Source organism: Bizionia gelidisalsuginis (genome assembly GCF_008086185.1).
GTDB lineage: Bacteria > Bacteroidota > Bacteroidia > Flavobacteriales > Flavobacteriaceae > Bizionia > Bizionia saleffrena.
In genome coordinates this window covers 81946-104064 of record NZ_VSKN01000010.1, presented here as the reverse complement: position 1 = coordinate 104064, position 22119 = coordinate 81946, and the positions used below count along the sequence as shown (strand labels likewise).

The following is a 22119-nucleotide window of genomic DNA, read 5'->3' as shown; positions in this document are numbered from 1 at the left end:
ATTTTACTAAGACTTAAATTTCTCAGCAATTCGAAGCTTAGCACTACGTGATCTGCTGTTCCTTTTCACTTCTTCTTTTGAAGGCACAATTAAACCCCCTACTTTTTTTAGAGGCACTTCGTAATTTCCAAACATATCGCGTTCTGGCTCACCTTCAAACATTCCGTTTTTTATGAATCGTTTTACCAACCTGTCCTCCAATGAGTGATACGATATAAAACATAAGCGTCCGTTAGGTTTTAAAATACCTGGCGTTTGCATTAAGAATTCTTTTAAAGCTTCAATTTCTTGATTCACCTCAATTCTAATGGCTTGATATATTTGTGCTAACACCTTATTCTCGTGTCGTGGTGGTAAAAACTTTTTTAACACCTCTTTTAATTGCTCACTAGTTTTAATAGGCTGCTCTTCTCTATGCTCAACAATTAAACTTGCCATCGCTGGAGCTGCTCGTAATTCGCCATATTGCGCTAAAACTCTACGCAAATCTTCTTCTTGATAATCATTAACCACATGATACGCAGACAACTCACTTTTCTGATTCATTCGCATATCTAGATCCGCGTCAAAACGTGTTGAAAATCCGCGTTCTGCGACATCAAACTGATGTGAAGACACACCGAAATCGGCTAAAACTCCATCGACCTCTTTCGCTCCATAAAACCTTAAAAACCGTTTTACGAATCTAAAATTCTCGTGAATAAGCGTAAACCTTGGGTCGTCTATTTTATTCTCCAGCGCATCGGCATCCTGATCGAAAGCAAACAATTTTCCGTTAGGCCCTAAGCGTCTTAATATTTCTTTACTGTGGCCACCACCACCAAAAGTAACATCGACATAAACACCATCTTCCTTGATATTTAAGCCGTCGACGGTGTCTTTTAATAATACTGGATTATGATATTCCATCTGTCTCATCGTCTTGTCCCATAACGTCTTCAGCTAAATCTGCAAAATCTAAAGCAGCATCGTCTATGGCTTGTTCATATTTATCTTTGTCCCATATTTCAACAATATTAATTGCTGAAGAGACTACAATGTTTTTCGATATTCCTGCGAAACCTATAAGATCTTTCGGTATTAATAATCTTCCGTTAGTATCTACCTCTACAATTTTTACACCCGCAGTAAAACGTCGAATAAAATCGTTATTCTTTTTTTTAAATCGATTTAAACCATTCATTTTTTGCATTAATAGCTCCCATTCTGCCATAGGATACAACTCTAAACACGCCTGAAAAACGCTACGTTTTAATACAAACCCATTTTGCAACACCGGAGACAACTGCTTTTTAAGCGCAGAAGGAAGCATAACACGTCCTTTTGTGTCTGCTTTACATTCGTATGTTCCTATTAATGAGTTCAAAGCGTTTTAAAAAATGAAATTGGTTTACAATTCAAATATATTGAAAAATATACCACTTTTTACCACAATTTACCACTTTGTTAATAAGTAATTGTTGAAAACCACATTTTAAACACCGTAATATAGAGACACATACGGTTCAATAACTGTTTTTCAACTCTTTAAAAATGATTAAAACGAGACTTAAAGTTTTGTTAACATCTGTTTTTAAAAGCTTTACTTAACAATCGCAATATTATATTATTTTTTTTGATTGAAATAACTATATTTGCTTTAACAGATTTGATGACACTTAATGACTCATACTATAAAAGAAGAAGGAAAATATACTTATATCGAAGCAGGTAAAGGGACTCCATTAATTGTGCTACACGGGCTTATGGGAGGCTTAAGTAACTTTACAGGAGTACTTAATCACTTCAGCAAAAAAGGCTATCAGGTTATTATTCCTGAGTTACCTATTTACAGTAGAACACTATTAAAAACCAACGTTAAATCCTTCGCAAAGTTTGTTCACGAATTTATCGAGTACAAAGGTTTTGATGAGGTTATTTTATTGGGAAATTCTTTAGGTGGACACATCGGTTTATACCATACTAAATTGCATCCTGAACATGTAAAAGCACTAATTATTACAGGTAGTTCGGGTTTGTACGAAAGCGCAATGGGCGGTGGGTACACCAAACGTAGCGATTACGAAGTCATGAAGAAAAAGGCACAGGAAGTCTTTTACGATCCTGCCGTTGCCACTAAAGAAATTGTTGATGAGGTTTACGAAACTGTTAACGACCGTAATAAACTAATTAAAACGTTAGCAATTGCGAAGAGTGCTATTAGGCATAATATGGCTAAAGATTTACCAAAAATGACGACACCAACGTGCATTATTTGGGGAAAAAATGACACCGTAACACCTCCAAATGTTGGCGTTGAATTTAATGAGTTATTACCAGACTCCGATTTATTTTGGATTGATAAATGTGGCCATGCTGCTATGATGGAACATCCTGAAGAATTCAATACCATTCTTGACGAGTGGTTACAAAAAAGAGGCTTTTAATTATACCTACTCCGTTTTTACTTTAAACCCGATTATCACTGAAAGTCTTTTAAAACATAAGATTTCTACAAAAATTAAATACAATGAAAATTAAATCTGCAGAATTTGTAATGAGTAATTCTGACGTGGCTAAATGCCCTAAGAATTTAATGCCAGAATACGCATTTATAGGCAGAAGTAACGTTGGAAAATCTTCGCTTATTAATATGCTTACCCACAGAAAAAGTTTAGCAAAAACTTCGGGAAGACCAGGGAAAACGCAATTAATAAATCATTTTTTAATTAATAACGAATGGTTTCTCGTTGATTTACCAGGGTACGGTTACGCCAAAGTATCAAAAACAACCAAGAAAGTATTTCAGAAATTTATTACGCAGTATTTTGATCTTCGTGAGCAGTTAGTGTGTGCTTTTGTTTTAGTAGATATTAGACACGATCCGCAGCCTATCGATTTAGAGTTTATGCAATATCTCGGAGAGAAAGCAGTGCCGTTTTGTATCATTTTTACAAAAGCCGATAAATTAAAACCCAATGCGGCAGACCGGCACGTGGAGGCTTACCGAAAAGTGATGCTAGAAACCTGGGAAGAGATGCCCAAACATTTTGTTACATCAGCCTCTAAAGATATTGGAAAAGAAGACGTTTTAGAATACATCGCTAGCCTAAACCAAAACATGGTGACGTCACCAAAATAAGCTATTAATTTCTTTAATTTTTAACATCTAAGGCATCGCGTAAGGCATTACCAATTAACATAAATGCCATTACCAAAAACATAATACATAGTCCTGGAATAATTGCCAAATACGGTTTCCCTAGAATAATATAATTATAATGATCTTTAATCATAGCACCCCAACTTGCCATTGGTGGCTGCGCCCCTATTCCTAAAAAGCTTAAACCACTTTCTACCAATATTGCCGCCGCAAAATTAGCGGCACAGATAACAATTACTGGCGCCATTATATTAGGCAATATATGCTTTGTAATTATTCTATAATTATTAAACCCTAAAGCTTTTGCCGCCGTAACATACTGGTTTTCCTTAACGCTTATAATTTGACCACGTACCACACGAGCCACTTCTACCCACATTGTTAGCCCTACCGCTATAAATACTTGCCAAAACCCTTTCCCTAAGGCTAAAGTGATTGCAATCACTAACAGTAATGTAGGAATAGACCATGTCACATTAATAACCCACATGATAAGGGCATCCACTCTACCGCCAAAGTAACCGGCAATACTACCCATAAACACACCAATAACTAATGAAATAAAGACAGCTACAAAGCCTATAAAAAAGGAAATTCTAGCGCCAACTAATATGCGACTTAATAAATCGCGACCGTATTTATCTGTTCCCAATAAAAAACGTTGTTCTCGAATTAAAGAATCTGGAGCAATAGCCAAATCAATGGTAACCTCTTTTTCTAGTCCTATTAACCCATCGGTAGCAAACTCTGTGTAATATATTGTGTTTCGTGAAATATTATAATCTGAAACAGGAATCTCTGTCGTTGTATTTATTTTCCCAAAAAACAGGGTATCAAAAAAACTTTGACCGTGTTCCAATTGAGATGGCAACACCAGCATCGTTACCGAAAACCCAGGCGATTTCGAAGCTATAGATACGTGCATTTGGTTTGCATTTTGAGAATTATCTGGTGCAAACGCATACGCAAACACCGCTATAATGCCAATTCCTATAATAAAACACAAACTAAAAACGCCCCAAAAGTTCTTTTTAAACTTTTGGAGCGCTAATTGACTCAATGAGTGCGATGGTATACTCATTTTTAGATTACTCTTTTATATTGGCTACTTTATTAATTTCGTAGGACATTTTAAGATCATTAAGCACATTCAGCGCTTCTTCTACATAAACATCCTTACTTAAATTAGTGTGCCAGCGGTCTCTTTTCTCTTTTAAAATAGTGTCTTTAGAAAACAACTTCGTTTCGTAAGGCAACGACCCAAAAGTTAAGTTCGTTTCGTATTTTGAAATAGCATCAAATTCTTTTGATACTTTTTCGTTACTTTTTAACTCCATCTTATAGTCGTCATAATTTAAAGAGAAGTTATTTTTATCCATTTGTGTTTTAATCCACTGTGCATTCTCCTCGATAAGCTTTAACTGATTATTATTTGCCATTCTAATCTTACTATTCGAAATTGTCGCGTCATAATCGTAATAACCATTCCACTTGTCGAAGTTTACAGCACTAATCTTATCCCAAGCTAATGGGTGGTCTTGATCGCGTTCTCCAATATCCACATAACTGTAGCGGTCTGGAATAACCACATCACTCCTAACGCCTTCTAGTTGCGTAGACCCTCCATTTACACGATAGAATTTTTGACGTGTAATTTTGATAGCACCAAGATCACCGTGTGAATTTTGTCTCACCATTCGGTTTAAATCTATAATATTTTGAACCGTGCCCTTACCATAGGTTTGTTTACTCCCTATAATAATTGCGCGTTTATAATCTTGCATTGCAGCTGCTAAAATCTCAGATGCCGATGCCGACAACTCGTTTACCATAATTACTAATGGACCATCCCAGACAATAGCCTGATCTGTATCTTCTAACACCTCTTTTGGTGCGTTTGTAGATTTAACTTGCACTATTGGTCCGTCTTTTATAAATAAACCAGCAATATCTACAACAGTTTTAAGCGATCCCCCTCCATTGTTTCTTAAATCAAGAATAAGACCTTCAATATTTTCTTCCTTGAGTCTTTCAATTTCTTGCCTCACATCAGACGCCGCATTTCTTTCGCTATAATCTTCAAAATCTATATAAAATTTAGGCAAATTAATAATCCCGAATTTCTTATCGTCTTTAATAACTGTAGACGATTTTGCATACGTTTCTTCAAGCTCTATTAAATCTCGCGTTAACTCAACATCTTTAAACGTACCATCGACCTTTTTCATTGTTAAAATTACTTGAGATCCTTTCGGGCCTTTTATTAATTTTATGGCATCGTCAATACGCATTCCAACAATACTCACGGATTCTCTCTCTCCTTTTTGACGTACTTTTACAATAAGATCTCCCACTTCAATTTCTTGACCTCTCCAAGCTGGTCCGCCAGAGATAAGCTCGACCACTTTTATATGATCCATTTTTTTCTGTAGTCGCGCTCCAATACCTTCTAATTTTCCAGACATTTGCTGGTCGAATCTATCTTTATCTTTCGGCGCAAAATAAGTTGTGTGTGGATCGAACCCTTCCACTATAGTATTAATATACATCGAGAACCAATCTTTACGTTGCATATCGTCGATAAAATCGGTGTAATAGGCATCCAAATTTTTCAACGTTTCTTCGCGTGCTTCTGCTTCAATTTTTTTAAGTGATTTTATTTCTTTCTTCTCTCCTTCAACAGAAACAATAGTGTCATTTTTTTGTGCCGTTACTAAATCGTCGTAGCCAGAAATCGTGCTAAATTTTAAAATTTGTCTCCAACGTTCATTCAACTCCTTTTTATTTTTAACGTAACCATGATTTTCATAATCGGTATTAAACACTTCACTCTCATTAAAATCGAAAGGCTTAGATAATACTTTTTTATAAACATCTTTGGATTCTTGCATTCGTTGCACCAAACGTTCGTTGGTTAAATTAAAAAAGGCGATTTCATAATTTTTAAGCTCGTCATCTATTTCATTTTCAAATTTTGAAAACTCATCAATATCTGACTGTAAGAAGAACCTTTTTAAAGGATCTATCCGGTTTAGGTACGTTTTATAAACATCTTGCGAAAAATTATCATTCAATTCTTTAGGCTGAAAATGCAACTGCTCTAAAGCTAGAGTTACAATTTGAATTAACAGTTTATCTTTATCTGGATCGTTATCTACTTTCGCTGTAAAGCTACAAGAGCCAAAGGCCAATAGCAATACGAGCATTAAAATATTATATCTACTTTTCATATTGAGCTCTCTTTATTTTGCGCGTTCAAATAATAATCTAATTACCTGTCTAATATTAAAAACGCTTATTTTTTTCACAGTAAGGGATTGATTCCACTAAAGTAAAGAAAAAACTGTGCCAACAATTTCATTTGACACTAATTTTTTGTTAAAGCCCTCAAATTACTAATTTCCTTGAGAATTTATGTATTTTAGCCTACAAAAACGACTATACTATGGCCGATAGACCCCTCATTTTAGTCACAAATGATGATGGCATTACTGCACCTGGCGTTATTGCTTTGGTGAATATAATGAAAACACTGGGAGACGTAGTTGTGGTTGCACCCGATAGTCCGCAAAGCGGTATGGGACACGCCATAACTTTGAACTCCACGTTACATCTTGAAAAAATTAAAGTTAAAGCGGAAGATTATGAAGCGTATAGTTGCTCTGGTACGCCGGCCGATTGTGTGAAAATCGCGGTTAATGAAATTTTACCCCGAAGACCCGATTTATGTGTTTCGGGTATTAATCACGGGTCGAACTCTTCAATTAACGTTATTTATTCGGGCACTATGAGTGCTGCCATTGAGGCTGGAATTGAAGGGATTCCTGCTATTGGTTTTTCGTTACTTGACCACAGTTGGAATGCTAATTTTAAAGCTTCGAAACATTATATTAAAGCGATTGCTAAAAATGTGCTCGACTATGGCTTAACAGAAGGTGTTGTGCTTAATGTAAACATTCCTAAAATTGATAAAAAAGAGATTAAAGGCGTAAAAATATGCCGCCAAGCGAAAGCGAATTGGAAAGAGGAATTTGACAAAAGACAAACGCCGCAAGGCAAAGATTATTATTGGCTAACCGGAACGTTTGTTAATTATGATAAAGGTGAAGATACCGATGAATGGGCCTTAAAAAACAATTATATTTCTTTGGTCCCAGTTCATTTTGATTTGACTGCGCACCATAGCATTCAAAAATTAAATACGTGGAGTTTTAATGAATAAAAAAGAAATTTTATTAGGTTTTGTAATAGGACTAGTAACCACCACTATTGGCGTGATTATTTATACCATTTTTATAGGTATGCAAGTGGGACTCAACAGTGATCAAATTATAGATAAAATAACATCGACCACCGTTTTAGGCAAACGTGCAAGTATTGGTGTTTTATTAAATTTACCCGTTTTCTATTTATTCTTAAATAGAAAAAAAGAAGATATTGCAAAAGGTGTTTTAGCTGCTATTGTTGTTGTGGCTTTAATTTTTATTTTAAATAAATTTTAAGATTTATAGAATGAAATACTACATTATTTCTGGTGAAGCATCTGGCGATTTACACGGCGCCAACCTTATGAAGGCGCTATTAGTTCAAGATGTAAATGCCGAATTTAGGTTTTGGGGAGGCGATCTTATGCAAAAGGTAGGTGGCACGCTCGTAAAGCATTACAAAGAATTGGCGTTTATGGGTTTTGTAGAAGTTTTACAAAACTTAAGAACGATTACTAGAAACTTATCATATTGTAAAAAGGATATCGCAGCTTACGCTCCCGATGTTATTATTTACATCGATTACCCTGGTTTTAATTTACGAATTGCAAAATGGGCGCGACAAGAAGGTTTCAAAAATCATTACTATATCTCACCGCAAATCTGGGCGTGGAAAGAAAACAGAATAAAATCTATAAAACGCGATATCGATGCGATGTACGTTATCCTTCCGTTTGAAAAAGAATTTTATGAGAAAAAACATCAGTTTCCGGTGCATTTTGTTGGGCACCCGCTAATTGACGAAATTTCAGATAGACTTCAAGTTACCGAATACCAATTCAGAACCGATAATGGACTGAGCGATAAACCAATTATAGCTTTACTACCCGGAAGTCGCAAGCAAGAAATAACAAAAATGTTGTCTGTAATGCTAAGTGTAGTAGATCATTATAAGAAGTATCAATTTGTAATTGCTGGTGCTCCCGGACAAGATTATGCCTTCTACTCGCAATTTATTAAGAAATCTAACGTTCACTTTCTATCTAACAAAACGTACGATTTATTAAGCGTTTCCAATGCGGCGTTAGTGACCTCTGGCACAGCAACTTTAGAAACTGCTTTGTTTAAAGTCCCGCAAGTGGTAGCTTATAAAGGAAGCTGGATATCGTACCAAATTGGTAAGCGCGTAGTTAATTTGAAATATATTTCGCTGGTGAATCTAATATTGGACAAAGAAGCCGTTACCGAATTGATCCAAGGAGATTTTAACACGATGCGTTTAAGAAAAGAACTGGATCTTATTTTAGACACTAAAGAACGTGCTAAGTTTTTTATGAATTATTACGAATTAGAAAAAAAATTAGGCGGCAAAGGTGCTAGTGAAGCTACGGCCCATTTAATTTTCAACTCAATAAACACTCTGAAATAATGCGAAAAATCATTTTAATTTTATGTTTACTCGTATCTATTTCTGCTTGTAAATCGACAAATACCGGCAAAGTAGTGACTAAAAAGTCTAGAACGACTAAAACTGCTGACCGTAATCCTCGTGCTGAAAAAGAAATAAATGAGGTTACTGAAGCCATTGTGAAAAATGCTAAAAGGTATAAAGGCACGCGTTACAAGTACGGTGGAACGACAAAAAGAGGAATGGATTGTTCTGGACTTATTTACACCGCATTTAAAGAAGAAGACATTGCGATGCCAAGAACAACGGGTACTTTATCGACGCACGGAAATTGGGTAGATTTAAAAAAAGTTCAAGAAGGCGATCTTTTATTTTTTGCAACTTCTAAAAATAGTCGAACAGTAAACCACGTAGGAATTGTTACCACGTCTCGGTTAGGTAAAGTAGAATTTATTCACTCCTCTTCAAGTCGCGGTGTAATGATTTCTGATCTCGCTGAAAAATATTGGTATTTTGCTTTTGTACAAGCGCGTCGCGTATTGTAATAAATTTGCTATATTTAGGAGTGAGACTCCTGAATTTCAATATCATAAAGCTAACATTATATTTCATAATTGGAATAGTGTTGGCTTTTTATTATTTTATTCCTAACGCATTATCCCTATTTTTTGCTAGCAGCTCTATTGTTCTGTTAGGTATCGTTCACTTTATAGAACGTAAGAGACATAAAAAGTCGTTTACGTTCGGGTTAATCGTTTGTTTAACGACGATCTCTTTCGGTAGTTTATTCACCAATTTACATAATGAAAAGCGTCACGACACTCATTACTTAAAACTCGCTACTACAGAACAACCAATTACTTTTAGAATTAAAAGTCTGTTAAAACCCTCTCTTTACAGTGAAAAATATATTATAGATATTTTAAACATTGGCGATCGCACTGCTTATGGAAAAGCGTTGTTGAATGTTGCCAAAAGTGATAGCACTTCCCGTTTGGATGTAGACAATATTTACACTACCAAAACGGCATTAAACCCCATACAAAATCCGTTAAACCCGAATCAATTTGATTATAAAGCTTATTTAGAGAAGCAATATATTTACAAACAACTCTACACGACGACACCGCAATTATTCTTGATCAGCACTGAAAAACACACCATATACGGTTATGCTGATGCCATTAGAAAACATATTAACAGTTCACTTAATACCTATCATTTTTCAGCAGATGAATTATCTATTATTAACGCGTTAATTTTAGGTCAGCGGCAAGATATTAGTAAAGACATCACCACACATTATATAAATGCCGGAGCGATTCATATTCTTGCGGTTTCTGGACTTCACGTTGGTCTAATATTATACCTCCTCACTTTCCTGTTTAAACCCCTACATCGCTTTAAAAACGGCAAATTGATCGCGGGTATAATTATCATTATACTTTTATGGTGTTTTGCTATTATCGCAGGACTCTCCAGTTCGGTTACACGCGCAGTGACGATGTTTAGCATCGTCGCTTTTGCGATGCATTCAAAACGGCCTACAAATATTTATAACACTTTAGCATTCTCGATACTAATCTTGGTTCTATGTAAACCTTTAATCCTCTTCGACGTCGGTTTCCAATTGAGTTATTTGGCAGTAATCGCTATTGTGAGTATCCAACCGTTGTTGGCTAATTTATGGACGCCTAAATATTATATCCCTAAAAAATTATGGGATGTTTTTACAGTAACCCTTGCTGCACAGTTTGGGGTCCTGCCCATAAGTTTGTTTTACTTTCATCAAATTCCTGGTTTATTTTTTATTGCTAACCTCCTTATCATTCCGTTTTTAGGTGTAATTCTAGGTTTGGGTATTCTGGTTATCGCTTTAGCCTCAGTGGCACTGTTACCCCAATTTCTAGCGGATTTTTATGGTGGCATTATTGGTTTAATGAATACCTTAATGGCTTGGATATCTCAGCACGACGCCTTTTTATTAAAAGGAATTTCTTTCAGTTTACTTCAAGTTTTATCAGGGTATCTAATTATTGTATTTTTAATCGGCTATTTTAAAAATAGCACTTATAAATGGTTGCGATTAACGTTCATTTCTATTGTCGTCTTCTATGGTGTTTTAATCTATTCCGAATTTGAATCTTCAGACTCTAGTTTTACTGTTTTTCATAAATCACGATATACTATACTTGGCAAAAAAGAGAATAAAGCGTTGAACATTGCTTCAAATTTAGACAGTATCGATCACTTTAGAAGTTTAGAATCTTATGTGACGGAACAGCGTATTGGTTCAACTCGTTTCGACACTTTACAATCGCTTTATAGTTATAATGATCGCTATGTTTTACTCATTGATAGTTTAGGCGTGTACAACATAACAAATTTAAATCCGGACTATATTATTTTAATAAATTCTCCGAAAATAAATTTAAACCGACTTTTAAAGACGCTACAACCCAAAGCCATTATTGCAGATGGGAGTAATTACAAGTCTTATGTTGCCCGCTGGAAAACCACTTGCTTAAAAACAAGAATCCCTTTTCATAGTACTTACGAAAAGGGTGCTTTTATAATGGAATACTAAAAGTCTAGTTTGTAAACTCGGGCTTAAACGCTTTAAAATAAACATTAAAAGCATCTTGAGATGACATTTCCGTATGCTTATTATTCTTAAACATTTTAAGATAAAGTTCTAAATCTTGAGGCGTTTTGTAGCCAATAATTGGCGCCAGAAAATCGGCCTTTTCATCTAAAAACAATATGGTCGGGTACGACCGAACTTTAAAATAACTCGCTAACTGGTGTGCAGAATTTCGCGATTTTGCGCGCGCAGGGTTGTAATTAGGGTTCGTAAATGTTTTTCCTTTAAAAGGGACAACATCGTTACCCTCGGCATTAAATTTTACAGCGTAATAATGTCTATTTACATACTCTATAACATCAGGGTTAGAGAAGGTATTACGATCTAACATTTTACAAGGACCGCACCACGCTGTGTACATGTCCATTATAATTTTTTTGGGTGTTTTCTGTTGCAGCTCCACTGCTTTATCTAAAGTTACCCAGTTTATCTCTTGGGCAGAAACAACTATGGTTGTTAAAAGTGCAACCGCTAAAAGTAGTATGTGTTTTTTCATAATTCTATCTCTTCAAAAGGTATTCCAAAGTTACAAAAAAATAAAAACGCCTCAAACGAGACGTTTTTATTGTATTATTTACTGATGTTATCTTACATCGTGCATTAAACGTTTTAATATTGGATTTAAGACCACCGAAATTAAACCAATAGCAATTGGTACTAATGTAAATATTAAGAAGAAGGTACTTAACGAATATTCTTCGGTAATTTTATCGATCATTCCTCCCATTGTACCCGCTGCTTTTTGCCCGATAGCGATAGCTAAATACCAGATACCAAACATGAAGCCAATCATTCTAGCCGGGACTAATTTACTTAAATAAGATAATCCTACTGGAGAAATACATAATTCTCCCATAGTATGTAATAAGTAAGCAAAAATTAAAAATATCATACTTACAGACGCTGTTTTAGCCCCTTGCTCGATACCTAATGTACCAATTACTAACACTCCAAAACCTAAACCTAAAAGCACTAAACCGAGGCCGTATTTCATTGCCGCACTTGGGTTATACTTACTCTCCCACCATTTAGAAAATACTGGTGCTAACGAAATAATAAAGAAAGAGTTCAAGATACCAAACCAAGTTGCCGGTACTTCGGTAGATTCTTTGCTAAACTCGTTACTTACTTTGTAATATACAATACCCCATAACACCACAAAAGAGAGCGCTAAGACAATGTTTGAAATTGGAATTTTTTTGAATGTTTTTTTGAATAACAAAAACAAAACCCAAGTAATAATAGCTAAAGGTCCCACTGTTAAAATTAAATCGACTATTTTAAATAGTATCGCAGATGTTCCTGTTAGCGATCGCATTGTATAATCTTGAGCAAAAAGCGTCATAGAGCCTAAAGATTGCTCGAATGCAGCGAAAAAGAATACCGTAAAAACGCCAAATATAGATACCGCAATAATTTTATCTCTAACTATTTTCGTGTATCTAGAAATTCTTGTAATGATTAAGTGTAGAAATAAGACTAAGGCTGTTAAAATAGTGACGTTAGAACCGTCCATTCCTCCTATTTGAAAGTCTAAGAAATTAATATCACCAATTTTAGACATCGGGTCGTTAAATAAATAGAGTAAACCTCCTAATGAAGACAATACGATTAATACTAAATCGACCGTTGTAAACGGGTTTTGTTTTTCTTGAGCTAATTTAGCTTCATCGACGTGCACATTATCTTCAGACATGTTTAAAGCAATATCCACTTTAACTTCTTTTGAAGGTCTTTCGCCAATATCTCCAAAGAAATCTTTAGCCAACCAAAATTGAATCAAACCTAAAAGCATAAAAATTCCAGCTAACCCAAAACCGTAATGCCACCCAAGGTTTTCCGCTAAATATCCACAAAGCATCATTCCGAAGAATGCACCAGCATTTACACCCATATAGTAAATGGTGTAAGCGCCATCTTTTTTAGACTCCTTACCCTCGTACATCGCTGAAATCATCGATGTCATATTCGGTTTAAAGAAACCGGTACCTACAATTAATAATCCTAATCCTAAGTATAATGCCCAAGGTGAATCGATCACCATTGAGGCATGACCTAGCATCATTAAAAAACAACCAATAATTACGGCCCATTTGTACCCTGTATATTTATCTGCTAGCCAACCTCCTAAGATTGGTGTTAAATATAATAGCGAACCATAAGTTCCAATTAACGCTAAAGCGTGCTCTCTAGGCCAATCCCAACCTGGGTTATCACTAATTATTGGAGCCGTTAAAAATAATATTAAAAGAATACGCATTCCGTAAAAGGAAAAACGTTCCCACATTTCAGTAAAAAAGATAATAAACAAGCCCGCAGGATGACCAATCACCTTGTCTTTAAAAAGATTTTCAATATCAGTGTTCATATATAAATTATTAATTTATTGTTTAGCTACTTCATAACCTTCATTTTCATCTTCTATTTCACGTTCATTATCTTCGGCACCGTGCGTAAGCGTTTCTAATTTCTTTCTAAAAAGCATCACAATGAGTCCAAAAAGCACACAAAACAAAGCAATACCGGTGAAAATGGTGAATTCACCATATTCTGAAGCCGATTCACCTAACAAGCCGGCTAATTTATTACCTAAACCAGTCATAGCGAAAAACACACCCATCATTAACGACGCGTATTTTAAAGGGGCCAATTTAGTAATGTAAGATAAGGCAACTGGAGAAATACATAATTCTCCTACCGTATGAAATAAATAAGCTAATACTAACCAATACATAGCTGATGAGCCAGTACTCTCAAATTGCGCGGCAGCAGCCGACATAAAAAAGAATCCTGTTCCCATAATAATTAATCCTAAAATCATTTTAAAAAGTGATGAAGATAATTTTCCTTTTAGTTTTCTACGTGCCCAAAATGCAGCTACTGTAGTTCCTAAAAAGATAATGAACATAGCATTAAAAGACTGGAACCAAGACGCTGGCACTTCCCATCCTAAAAGCGCTCTATTGGTATTGTCCATAGCATAGATATTCATTAATCCACCTGCTTGCTCGAATGCTCCCCAAAAAACAATAACTAATAAGAAAGACATTAATAGTACAATTACACGATCTTTCTCTATTTTTGATAAAGGTCTCTTTAAAGCCGCCTTTTCTTCTTCATTTTCTGATGCGCCTGTAAAATTACCAACATGTTTCAAGTATTTTTGACCTGCGAGGTATTGAAGTAACCCTAAAGCCATTCCTATTGCAGCTAAACCGAAACCATAATGCCATCCGTGAACTTCACCTACATACCCCACAATTAAACTCGCTAAAAAGGCGCCCACATTAATACCAATATAAAAAATTGTAAATCCTTTATCTCTTCTAATATCTCCTTGTTTGTAAAGCCCACCTACCATAGTTGAAATGTTTGGTTTAAGTAAACCCACTCCAAGAACAATTAAACCTAGACCTGCGTAAAATGCCCACATTTGTTCTATGGCCAAAACACTGTGTCCCAGAATCAATAAAACACCGCCATATAAAACGGCTTTTTTCTGACCTAGAAATTTATCAGCTAACCAACCTCCAGGAATAGAAGCTACATAAACTAACATCGTGTACCAACCATAAAGTGCTAACGCTTCACCATTAGTCCAACCTAAACCAACATTATCGCCTTGTGTTTCTGCTACAAGATATAATACTAAAATGGCACGCATTCCATAATACGAGAAACGTTCCCACATTTCGGTGAAAAATAGAATATAAAGACCTACTGGATGTCCAAAGAGTTCTTTGTGTTTTGCTATTGTAGCTGTATTCGCCATAATTTTATCAGTTAATTAATTGATCGTTAGTTTTTAATACTCAAGCCTAAGCCCATTATTATTCTGACTTCGCAATTTTATCTCCCAATGTACGGTCGATAAAATTAGTCATTTTTGTGTATAAATGTAACCGTGTATTACCTCCGTAAATACCGTGGTTTTTATCTGGATAAATCATCCATTCAAATTGTTTATTAGCTTGTACTAAAGCTTCAACCATTCGCATCGTATTTTGCACGTGTACATTATCATCAGCAGTACCGTGAATTAAAAGAAAATCTCCTTTTAATTTATCGACGTGATTTATTGGTGAGTTCATATCGTAACCACTCGCATTCTCTTGTGGTGTTGTCATATAACGCTCTGTATAAATAGAGTCGTAAAACCTCCAGCTTGTAACGGGTGCCACAGCAATCGCCATTTTAAAGACGTCGTTTCCTTTAAATAGAGCATTACTACTCATAAAACCACCATAGCTCCAGCCCCATATTCCTATACGGCTATCATCTATATACTTTAAATCCCCTAATTGTTTAGCGGCTTCAATCTGGTCTTCAACTTCAAATTTTCCTAATTCATTTTGTGTCACTTTTTTAAAGTCAGCGCCTTTAAAACCTGTACCTCTTCCATCTACACAAGCAACAATATATCCTTTTTGCGCAAGTAATTGGTACCAATAATCGTTTGCACTATGCCATTTATTAGCAACCTGCTGAGAACCAGGGCCAGAATATTGAAACATAAATAACGGGTAGCTTTTAGACGCATCAAAATCTTTAGGTTTAATGGTCCACATATTCAAATCGTTACCATTTACCGCAATCGTGCTAAATTCTTTTGGCGACATTTTATACGCCGCTAATGCTTCTACTAATTCTGTATTATCTTTAATCTCTTTTACAACTTCACCCGTTCTCGCATCATTTAAAGTGTAGCTAGGCGGTGTTGTCGCATTAGAAAATGAATTAATAAAGTAAGTGAAATCAGCGCTAAAATCTGCGCTATTTGTTCCTGTATTATCAGACAAACGTTGCTTTTTCGTTCCTTTTAAACTAATAGAATACACGTCTCTATTAATAGATCCGTTCTCTACCGATTGGTAATAAATTCTATCTGTTTTAGCATCAAAACCATAGTAATCGGTTATTTCCCATTTCCCTTTAGTGATTTGATTAATTAATTTTCCTTTTTTATCGTGGTGATAAATATGGTTGTATCCATCTTTTTCACTTGTCCAGATAAAACTATCATCTTTTAAAAAAGTTAAATTATTGGTAACATCAATATAGGCTTTGTCTTTTTCAGCAATGGCGATAAAGGCCGTGTTTTTTTCAGCATCAATCATCCATAAATCCAACTCGTTTTGGTGGCGATTCATAAATTGAGCACTTAAAACATCAGCATCATTAGTCCATTTTATTCTAGGGATATAGAAATCGCTGTATTTTTTATCTAAAGTCACAGCTCGCATATTATTGCTTTCTAAATTATGAATATGAAGCGACACAATAGCATTGGCCTCACCTGCTTTCGGGTATTTAAATACCGTTTGGGTTTGGTACAAATTATTACCGTAAACATCCATTGAAAATTCAGGAACCAGAGTTTCATCAAATCTTATATACGCAATCTTATTACTGTCGGCATTCCATTCGAAAGCGCGAACAAAGCCAAATTCTTCTTCGTAAACCCAGTCGGTAATACCGTTAATAATTTTATTTTTTACACCATCAAAAGTAATTTGAGTGGTTTTACCCGACTCTAAATCTTTTACATAGATGTTATTATCGCGACCATAAGCGACTTTCGATCCATCTGGTGAAAATGTTGGTTCTTGTATTTTTTCTTCGGCAATCTCAATTACATCTTCGGTTACCGAATTAAAAACGTAATAATTACCTAAAGTAGAGCGTCTAAAAATAGACTCCTCATTAGTCGCTAAAAGCACTTTATTTTCATTAGCACTAAAGGTATAATCAGAAAAATAACGCAAGCCCTCAATATCGGCAGAACTTACTAACGTTTTTGTTTTTTCTAAGGTGCTATAATCGTAAATATCTATTGTTGTAGTTCCTGTGGCTCTATCGACGTTTAAAACCGAATATTGTTTACCATTTTTTAAGGAGTGGAGGGCATCCATTCCCTGTGTTCTGAAGGTTCCATCCCAAATCTCTTCTAGGGAAATCTCTTTGTTTTGAGCTGATATTAAAGATGTTACTAAAAAACAAGTAAGAGCAAAGATTTTGTATAATTTCATTTCGTATAAGTAAAATTAAAATAATGCCAAGTTTACTAAAAATTATGCAAAATATAGCTAAAATTAACAGTTAATTACTGTGTTCGCGGCAATCTGTTTCAGATTGGATTCCTACCTATAGTTTAAAAAAACTAAAAGTGTAACAAAAGAACAAATGCATTTTCTTTTATAATGAGAATAGTATCTTTGTTGTACAAAATTATAGGCAATGCAAAAATCAGTTTCCGGCTTTTCAAAATTATCTAAATCTGAAAAAATAGATTGGATAGTAACCCATTATCTTTCAGGATCTACAGCGTCAAAGGACACGCTTTTACAATATATAAATTCGGATAAAAAACTACAGCAATTACATGACGAATTTATAGAAAACACCATTTCTAACTATTATTTACCGTTAGGTATCGCGCCCAATTTTAAAATTAACAATACAATATACGCCATTCCTATGGCTATCGAAGAAAGTTCGGTAGTTGCCGCAGCTAGTAAAGCTGCAAAATTCTGGATGTCTCGTGGCGGCTTTAAAACCGAAGTGCTATCGACGACTAAAATTGGTCAAGTTCACTTTATGTTTCACGGCAATAGCGAAAAACTGCACGCCTTTTACACTGCTGTAAAACCAAAATTACTGGAAGCAACGCGCGACATTACTAAAAATATGGACGCCCGTGGTGGTGGTATTTTAGACCTTGTTCTAAACGATAAAACTACAGAGATTAAGGGGTATTATCAGTTGCACGCCACTTTCGAAACGTTAGATGCGATGGGTGCTAATTTTATTAATTCGTGCCTGGAACAGTTTGCAAAAACTTTTAAAGCTGAAGCTGAAAAGCACTTGGATTCACCCATAGAAATAGTAATGAGTATTTTATCTAATTATGTGCCCGATTGCATTGTTAGAGCAGAAGTTTCGTGCCCAATTGAAGAACTCATCGATAAAAATATTGAAGACCCTGAGTTGTTTGCTAAAAAATTCGTGCAAGCTATTTCTATTGCAGAAGTTGAACCCTATCGCGCAGTAACACATAATAAAGGTATAATGAACGGAATTGATGCCGTTGTTTTGGCCACCGGAAATGATTTTAGAGCGATTGAAGCTGGCGTACACGCCTATGCGGCTCGTAACGGTAAATATTCCAGTTTAACACACGCTAAAGTTGAAAATGGCATTTTCACGTTTTGGACAGAACTTCCATTAGCACTAGGAACCGTTGGAGGCTTAACAAATTTACACCCACTAGTAAAAGTAGCGTTAGACATTTTAGGAAAACCATCAGCTAAAGAATTAATGCAAATTGTTGCTGTTGCCGGCTTAGCGCAAAATTTTGCAGCTATAAAATCGCTAACGACAACAGGTATTCAAGAAGGCCATATGAAAATGCACTTGATGAATATTTTAAATCAGTTTGAAGCGACCGCTAATGAAAAGAAAACGATTGTAGATTATTTTAAAACCCATACGGTTACGCACAGCGCTGTTGTTGAAGCCATTAATGCGCTAAGACAATAAAAATGATGCAGTCTTTTTACAGTAACGGTAAATTATTAATTACGGGGGAATATGTCGTTTTAGACGGCGCAAATGCTTTTGCGTTACCCACAAAATTGGGCCAGCATTTAGATGTAGAACCAATTACTGATCGTAACATTATTTGGACAAGTTTCGATGAGAAAGGCAACCTCTGGTTTCAAGACACTTTTAATATAGAGACATTAACATCTGTAGCGAATAACTCTGAAGACCCCGTTTCTAAACAACTCACTGCACTTTTAAAAACAGCAAAAAAAGAAAACCCCGATTTCCTAACACACCATAGCGGATACAAAGTATCCACCCGTTTAGATTTTCCTCGCGATTGGGGCTTAGGCTCGTCGTCTACTTTAATAAATAACTTGGCACTTTGGGCTAATGTTAACCCTATGACGCTTCTTTTACATTCTTTTGGTGGTAGTGGTTACGACATTGCTTGCGCGCGGCACAATGCGCCTATTCTTTACCAAGTTGGGAATCCGCCAAAAATTAAGGAAATCTCTTTTAATCCGCGATTTAAAGACGAGTTGTTTTTTGTTCACCGCAATAAAAAACAAAACAGTCGCGACGCTATTAGCACCTACAAACAATACAAAACCAATAGCGAAATCATTATTCAAAAAATAAACAGGATAACATCTCAGCTTTTAAAAGCGGATAGCCGATTAATTTTTGATGCCCTTATAACAGAACATGAAATCCTAATCGCGCACGTCACTAATCAAACGCCAATTAAAGACGATCTATTCCCGGATTTTGACAACGCCATTAAGAGTTTAGGAGGCTGGGGAGGCGACTTTATTTTAGTTACGGGCACTAAAGCGTATGTCTACGATTACTTCAACAGCAAAAATTATAACACCATAATAGCGTATAACGATCTTATATTAGGCGCTTAGTTTGTATACACAATAAACACAAAAAAGGTCTCGCATAATATGCAAGACCTTTTTTATGTTAAAATGAGACGCTATTTTATTGAATAGTATTCGCTCTATTATCTTCTATTTCTGCAGCCTCTTTTAATGCGCTGTATAACCTTGTATTTACAGAATTTAATTTCTGCTCACCAACTTGGTTCGAATACGACTGGTAGTTATCTAATGTCACAGCTGGCGTTGTTTTAGTAACTTGAACCATATACACTCCTTTTTCTCCAGCGATTACTTTAGAGGTTGCTCCTTCTTTTAATCCGAAAGCTGTTCCTACAACCAAGGGCTCTTTACCAGCACCTGCAATTGTGGGGTTTTTCATATTAATGGCCGACGCGGTTTTTACCGTTTGTCCTTCAGAAGCAGCAAAATCTTCAATACTAGACGTTTTTGCTCTTTCTTTAATTAATTGTGCTTTTTTCTCTTTTCTAATTGCAGGAATTGCAGTTACTGAAGCATCTTCTACATTCATTAAACCTTCTTGATTTTTAGCTGTTACCTGGGCAACAACATATCCTGTAGAAACTGAGAATCGTTTAATATCGCCTACAGATCTTGATTTCTCAAAAGCCCAACGCACAATTTCTCTTTGGTTTCCTACACCTGGTATGTTTTCGTCTAACACTTTAACGCCACTTACAGGAAATATTGGAAAGCCTTTTTCTTTAGCTACTTCTTGAAAATTATTATTATCTGCCTTCAGCACAAAATTTGAAGCCTCTCTAAAAACGGTGTCTTCTGTATCTATAGAAGGCTCAATGTTTCTAACTAAAGTAGCTAATTTGTAAGCTTGTTTTTCGTTTTTCTGATCTAATATTTCTACAATGTGAAAACCGAAATCAGTTTTAACCACTCCGATGTCTCCTTTTTTATTTTCGAAGGTATAATCTCTAAATGCAGGCGTCATTGTATTGTATGTGTACCAATCTAAAACACCTTCTTCTTCATTACTTACTTTATCGATTGAGAAATCTAATAACGTTACAAACTTAGAACGGTCTGTTTTAATAATCGCTAATAAACTATCTGAGGTTGTTTTAGCTTGCTCTTCTGTTTGTACTGTTTCTGGAGCTGCTGCACGAGATCCTATAAAAGGAATTAAAATATGTCTTGCCTTTACAGAATCTGGTAATTTTGTTTGTGCTACTAGTTTTGCTACCTTAAATGTTCTTCCTTCTTTATAAGGGCCATAAACATCACCTGTATTTAATTTTGAAATGCTATCTTTTAATGCTCCAGCGATTGCTGATTCATAAACATACCCATTATTAAATTTTACATCTGAGTTTTCGTTTACGAAAACTTCTGCTTTAGCATCACTCATATTAGCAAAACCTACAACCGTATCATTCTTCTTAGTTTCAGAGTTGTAAGAAATGTTTCCTCTAATTAATTTGATAAGCTCCTCTTGAAGCACTGTTTCATCTTCTAAAGAAGCCACTTCCTCGAATTTTACATATTGTAAACTTCTTGAAGCGTCCACTTCGTATTTTTTACTGTGTTTCTCTACGTAATTCTCAATATCTCCTTTCGATACTTCAATACTACTATCTGCAATAGATGTGTAAGGTACTTGCACGAATTTGATATCTACTTTATCACCTTCTAATTTATGCTCTAGAGCGCCTTCTGCTAACGTTGCCGTTGTTCCAGCTTTTACTAAATTAAAATAGGTTTGTTGCAATGCTCCAGACGATACGTTATCTTCATAACTAATCCATTGTGCATACGCTTCAGGCGATGTTTCTTTTAGGTTAGCGATATAAGCGTTTAATTTTGATTCGTCGTAAACACCATCTTCATTTAAAAACTGAGGACTAGACTCTAAATTTGCTCTTAACAAATCTCTCATTTGCTGTCTACCTACATTTAAACCTAATTTTTCGAATTGCGTTCCCATCACTGCTTGACGGACTTCAGCTTCGTAAACTTGGTTCATTATTTGCGTTGTCGTTGCATTTGGAGTTTGCTGCGCCTCTACTCTTGCCATAAATTCTTGACGAGAAATATCTTTTCCATTTATGGTAGCAACCACATTAGGAGATTTAGAAAATAACGCATTCTGATTATCGAATAAACTTGATAATACAAAAGCGAATAAGGCTAGTGCGATTACTAAGATTAAAACAACTGTTTTTTGTCTTATTTTATTTAAAATTGCCATCGGTTGAATAGATTATATGAAATATAGTGAGCGAAAATACAGTTTTCTCTTTAATAATAAAAGA

General features: G+C 35.4%; 18 protein-coding genes. 9 read left to right on the top strand and 9 right to left on the bottom strand.

Features of this window, described 5'->3' with window-relative positions; genetic code table 11:
- Window positions 1-6: 6 nt before the first annotated feature.
- Together rsmH and mraZ are read right to left on the bottom strand one after the other, a co-directional pair.
- Complete coding sequence (gene rsmH / locus ES677_RS09190) at window positions 7-909, bottom strand: 16S rRNA (cytosine(1402)-N(4))-methyltransferase RsmH (protein WP_148381081.1); 903 nt, start codon at window positions 907-909, stop codon at window positions 7-9.
- Window positions 896-1366 (bottom strand): division/cell wall cluster transcriptional repressor MraZ, encoded by a 471-nt coding sequence (gene mraZ, locus ES677_RS09185; protein WP_148368439.1) that lies wholly within the window; start codon window positions 1364-1366, stop codon window positions 896-898. The genes rsmH and mraZ overlap by 14 nt, the downstream gene beginning before the upstream one ends.
- 295 nt (window positions 1367-1661) lie before the next feature.
- Here mraZ and ES677_RS09180 point away from each other — a divergent pair, with 295 nt between their 5' ends.
- Window positions 1662-2426 (top strand): alpha/beta fold hydrolase, encoded by a 765-nt coding sequence (locus ES677_RS09180; protein WP_148368440.1) that lies wholly within the window; start codon window positions 1662-1664, stop codon window positions 2424-2426.
- An 83-nt stretch (window positions 2427-2509) separates the two neighbouring features.
- The gene (gene yihA, locus ES677_RS09175; protein ID WP_148381080.1) at window positions 2510-3121 is read left to right on the top strand and encodes a ribosome biogenesis GTP-binding protein YihA/YsxC; all 612 of its coding nucleotides are present in this window, start codon (window positions 2510-2512) and stop codon (window positions 3119-3121) included.
- A gap of 13 nt (window positions 3122-3134) precedes the next feature.
- Here yihA and ES677_RS09170 read toward each other — a convergent pair whose 3' ends face one another.
- Together ES677_RS09170 and ES677_RS09165 are read right to left on the bottom strand one after the other, a co-directional pair.
- Window positions 3135-4223 carry an ABC transporter permease gene (locus tag ES677_RS09170; RefSeq protein ID WP_148381079.1) on the bottom strand — a complete coding sequence of 363 codons (1089 nt, stop codon included), beginning with the start codon at window positions 4221-4223 and terminating at the stop codon, window positions 3135-3137.
- 7 nt (window positions 4224-4230) lie between these two features.
- The gene (locus tag ES677_RS09165) at window positions 4231-6372 is read right to left on the bottom strand and encodes a carboxy terminal-processing peptidase (protein ID WP_148368443.1); all 2142 of its coding nucleotides are present in this window, start codon (window positions 6370-6372) and stop codon (window positions 4231-4233) included.
- A 215-nt stretch (window positions 6373-6587) separates the two neighbouring features.
- Here ES677_RS09165 and surE point away from each other — a divergent pair, with 215 nt between their 5' ends.
- The 5 genes from surE (at window position 6588) to ES677_RS09140 (ending at window position 11342) form a co-directional block, all read left to right on the top strand.
- Window positions 6588-7364 carry a 5'/3'-nucleotidase SurE gene (surE, locus tag ES677_RS09160; RefSeq protein WP_148368444.1) on the top strand — a complete coding sequence of 259 codons (777 nt, stop codon included), beginning with the start codon at window positions 6588-6590 and terminating at the stop codon, window positions 7362-7364.
- Window positions 7357-7644, top strand: a complete 288-nt coding sequence (locus tag ES677_RS09155; protein ID WP_148368445.1) for a hypothetical protein — start codon at window positions 7357-7359, stop codon at window positions 7642-7644. Before surE ends, ES677_RS09155 begins: the two co-directional genes overlap by 8 nt.
- A gap of 10 nt (window positions 7645-7654) precedes the next feature.
- Entirely contained in the window at window positions 7655-8776 is a 1122-nt protein-coding gene (gene lpxB / locus ES677_RS09150) for a lipid-A-disaccharide synthase (protein ID WP_148368446.1), read from the top strand.
- Complete coding sequence (locus tag ES677_RS09145) at window positions 8776-9300, top strand: C40 family peptidase (RefSeq protein ID WP_148368447.1); 525 nt, start codon at window positions 8776-8778, stop codon at window positions 9298-9300. Before lpxB ends, ES677_RS09145 begins: the two co-directional genes overlap by 1 nt.
- A 77-nt stretch (window positions 9301-9377) precedes the next feature.
- Window positions 9378-11342 (top strand): ComEC/Rec2 family competence protein, encoded by a 1965-nt coding sequence (locus tag ES677_RS09140; protein ID WP_246124421.1) that lies wholly within the window; start codon window positions 9378-9380, stop codon window positions 11340-11342.
- Window positions 11343-11346: 4 nt separating this feature from the next.
- Here the strand turns inward: ES677_RS09140 and ES677_RS09135 are convergent, their stop codons facing one another.
- The 4 genes from ES677_RS09135 to ES677_RS09120 all read right to left on the bottom strand — a co-directional run bounded on the left by ES677_RS09135 (window position 11347) and on the right by ES677_RS09120 (window position 17428).
- Window positions 11347-11895, bottom strand: a complete 549-nt coding sequence (locus tag ES677_RS09135; protein WP_211357871.1) for a thioredoxin family protein — start codon at window positions 11893-11895, stop codon at window positions 11347-11349.
- Between the two features lie 87 nt (window positions 11896-11982).
- On the bottom strand, window positions 11983-13767 hold the full coding sequence (locus tag ES677_RS09130) for a peptide MFS transporter (RefSeq protein ID WP_148381078.1): 1785 nt from the start codon (window positions 13765-13767) through the stop codon (window positions 11983-11985).
- 15 nt (window positions 13768-13782) lie between these two features.
- Window positions 13783-15171: a peptide MFS transporter gene (locus ES677_RS09125; RefSeq protein WP_148381077.1), complete on the bottom strand. Its 1389-nt coding sequence runs from the start codon at window positions 15169-15171 to the stop codon at window positions 13783-13785.
- A 58-nt stretch (window positions 15172-15229) separates the two neighbouring features.
- A complete protein-coding gene (locus ES677_RS09120; protein WP_148381076.1) occupies window positions 15230-17428 on the bottom strand; it encodes a S9 family peptidase in 2199 nt (732 codons plus the stop codon).
- A gap of 208 nt (window positions 17429-17636) precedes the next feature.
- Between ES677_RS09120 and ES677_RS09115 the strand changes: the two genes are divergently transcribed.
- A complete protein-coding gene (locus tag ES677_RS09115; RefSeq protein ID WP_148381075.1) occupies window positions 17637-18938 on the top strand; it encodes a hydroxymethylglutaryl-CoA reductase, degradative in 1302 nt (433 codons plus the stop codon).
- A 2-nt stretch (window positions 18939-18940) separates the two neighbouring features.
- Window positions 18941-19858 (top strand): GYDIA family GHMP kinase, encoded by a 918-nt coding sequence (locus ES677_RS09110; protein ID WP_246124419.1) that lies wholly within the window; start codon window positions 18941-18943, stop codon window positions 19856-19858.
- Between the two features lie 76 nt (window positions 19859-19934).
- Here ES677_RS09110 and ES677_RS09105 read toward each other — a convergent pair whose 3' ends face one another.
- Window positions 19935-22055, bottom strand: a complete 2121-nt coding sequence (locus ES677_RS09105) for a SurA N-terminal domain-containing protein (protein ID WP_148368453.1) — start codon at window positions 22053-22055, stop codon at window positions 19935-19937.
- Window positions 22056-22119 lie beyond the last annotated feature (64 nt).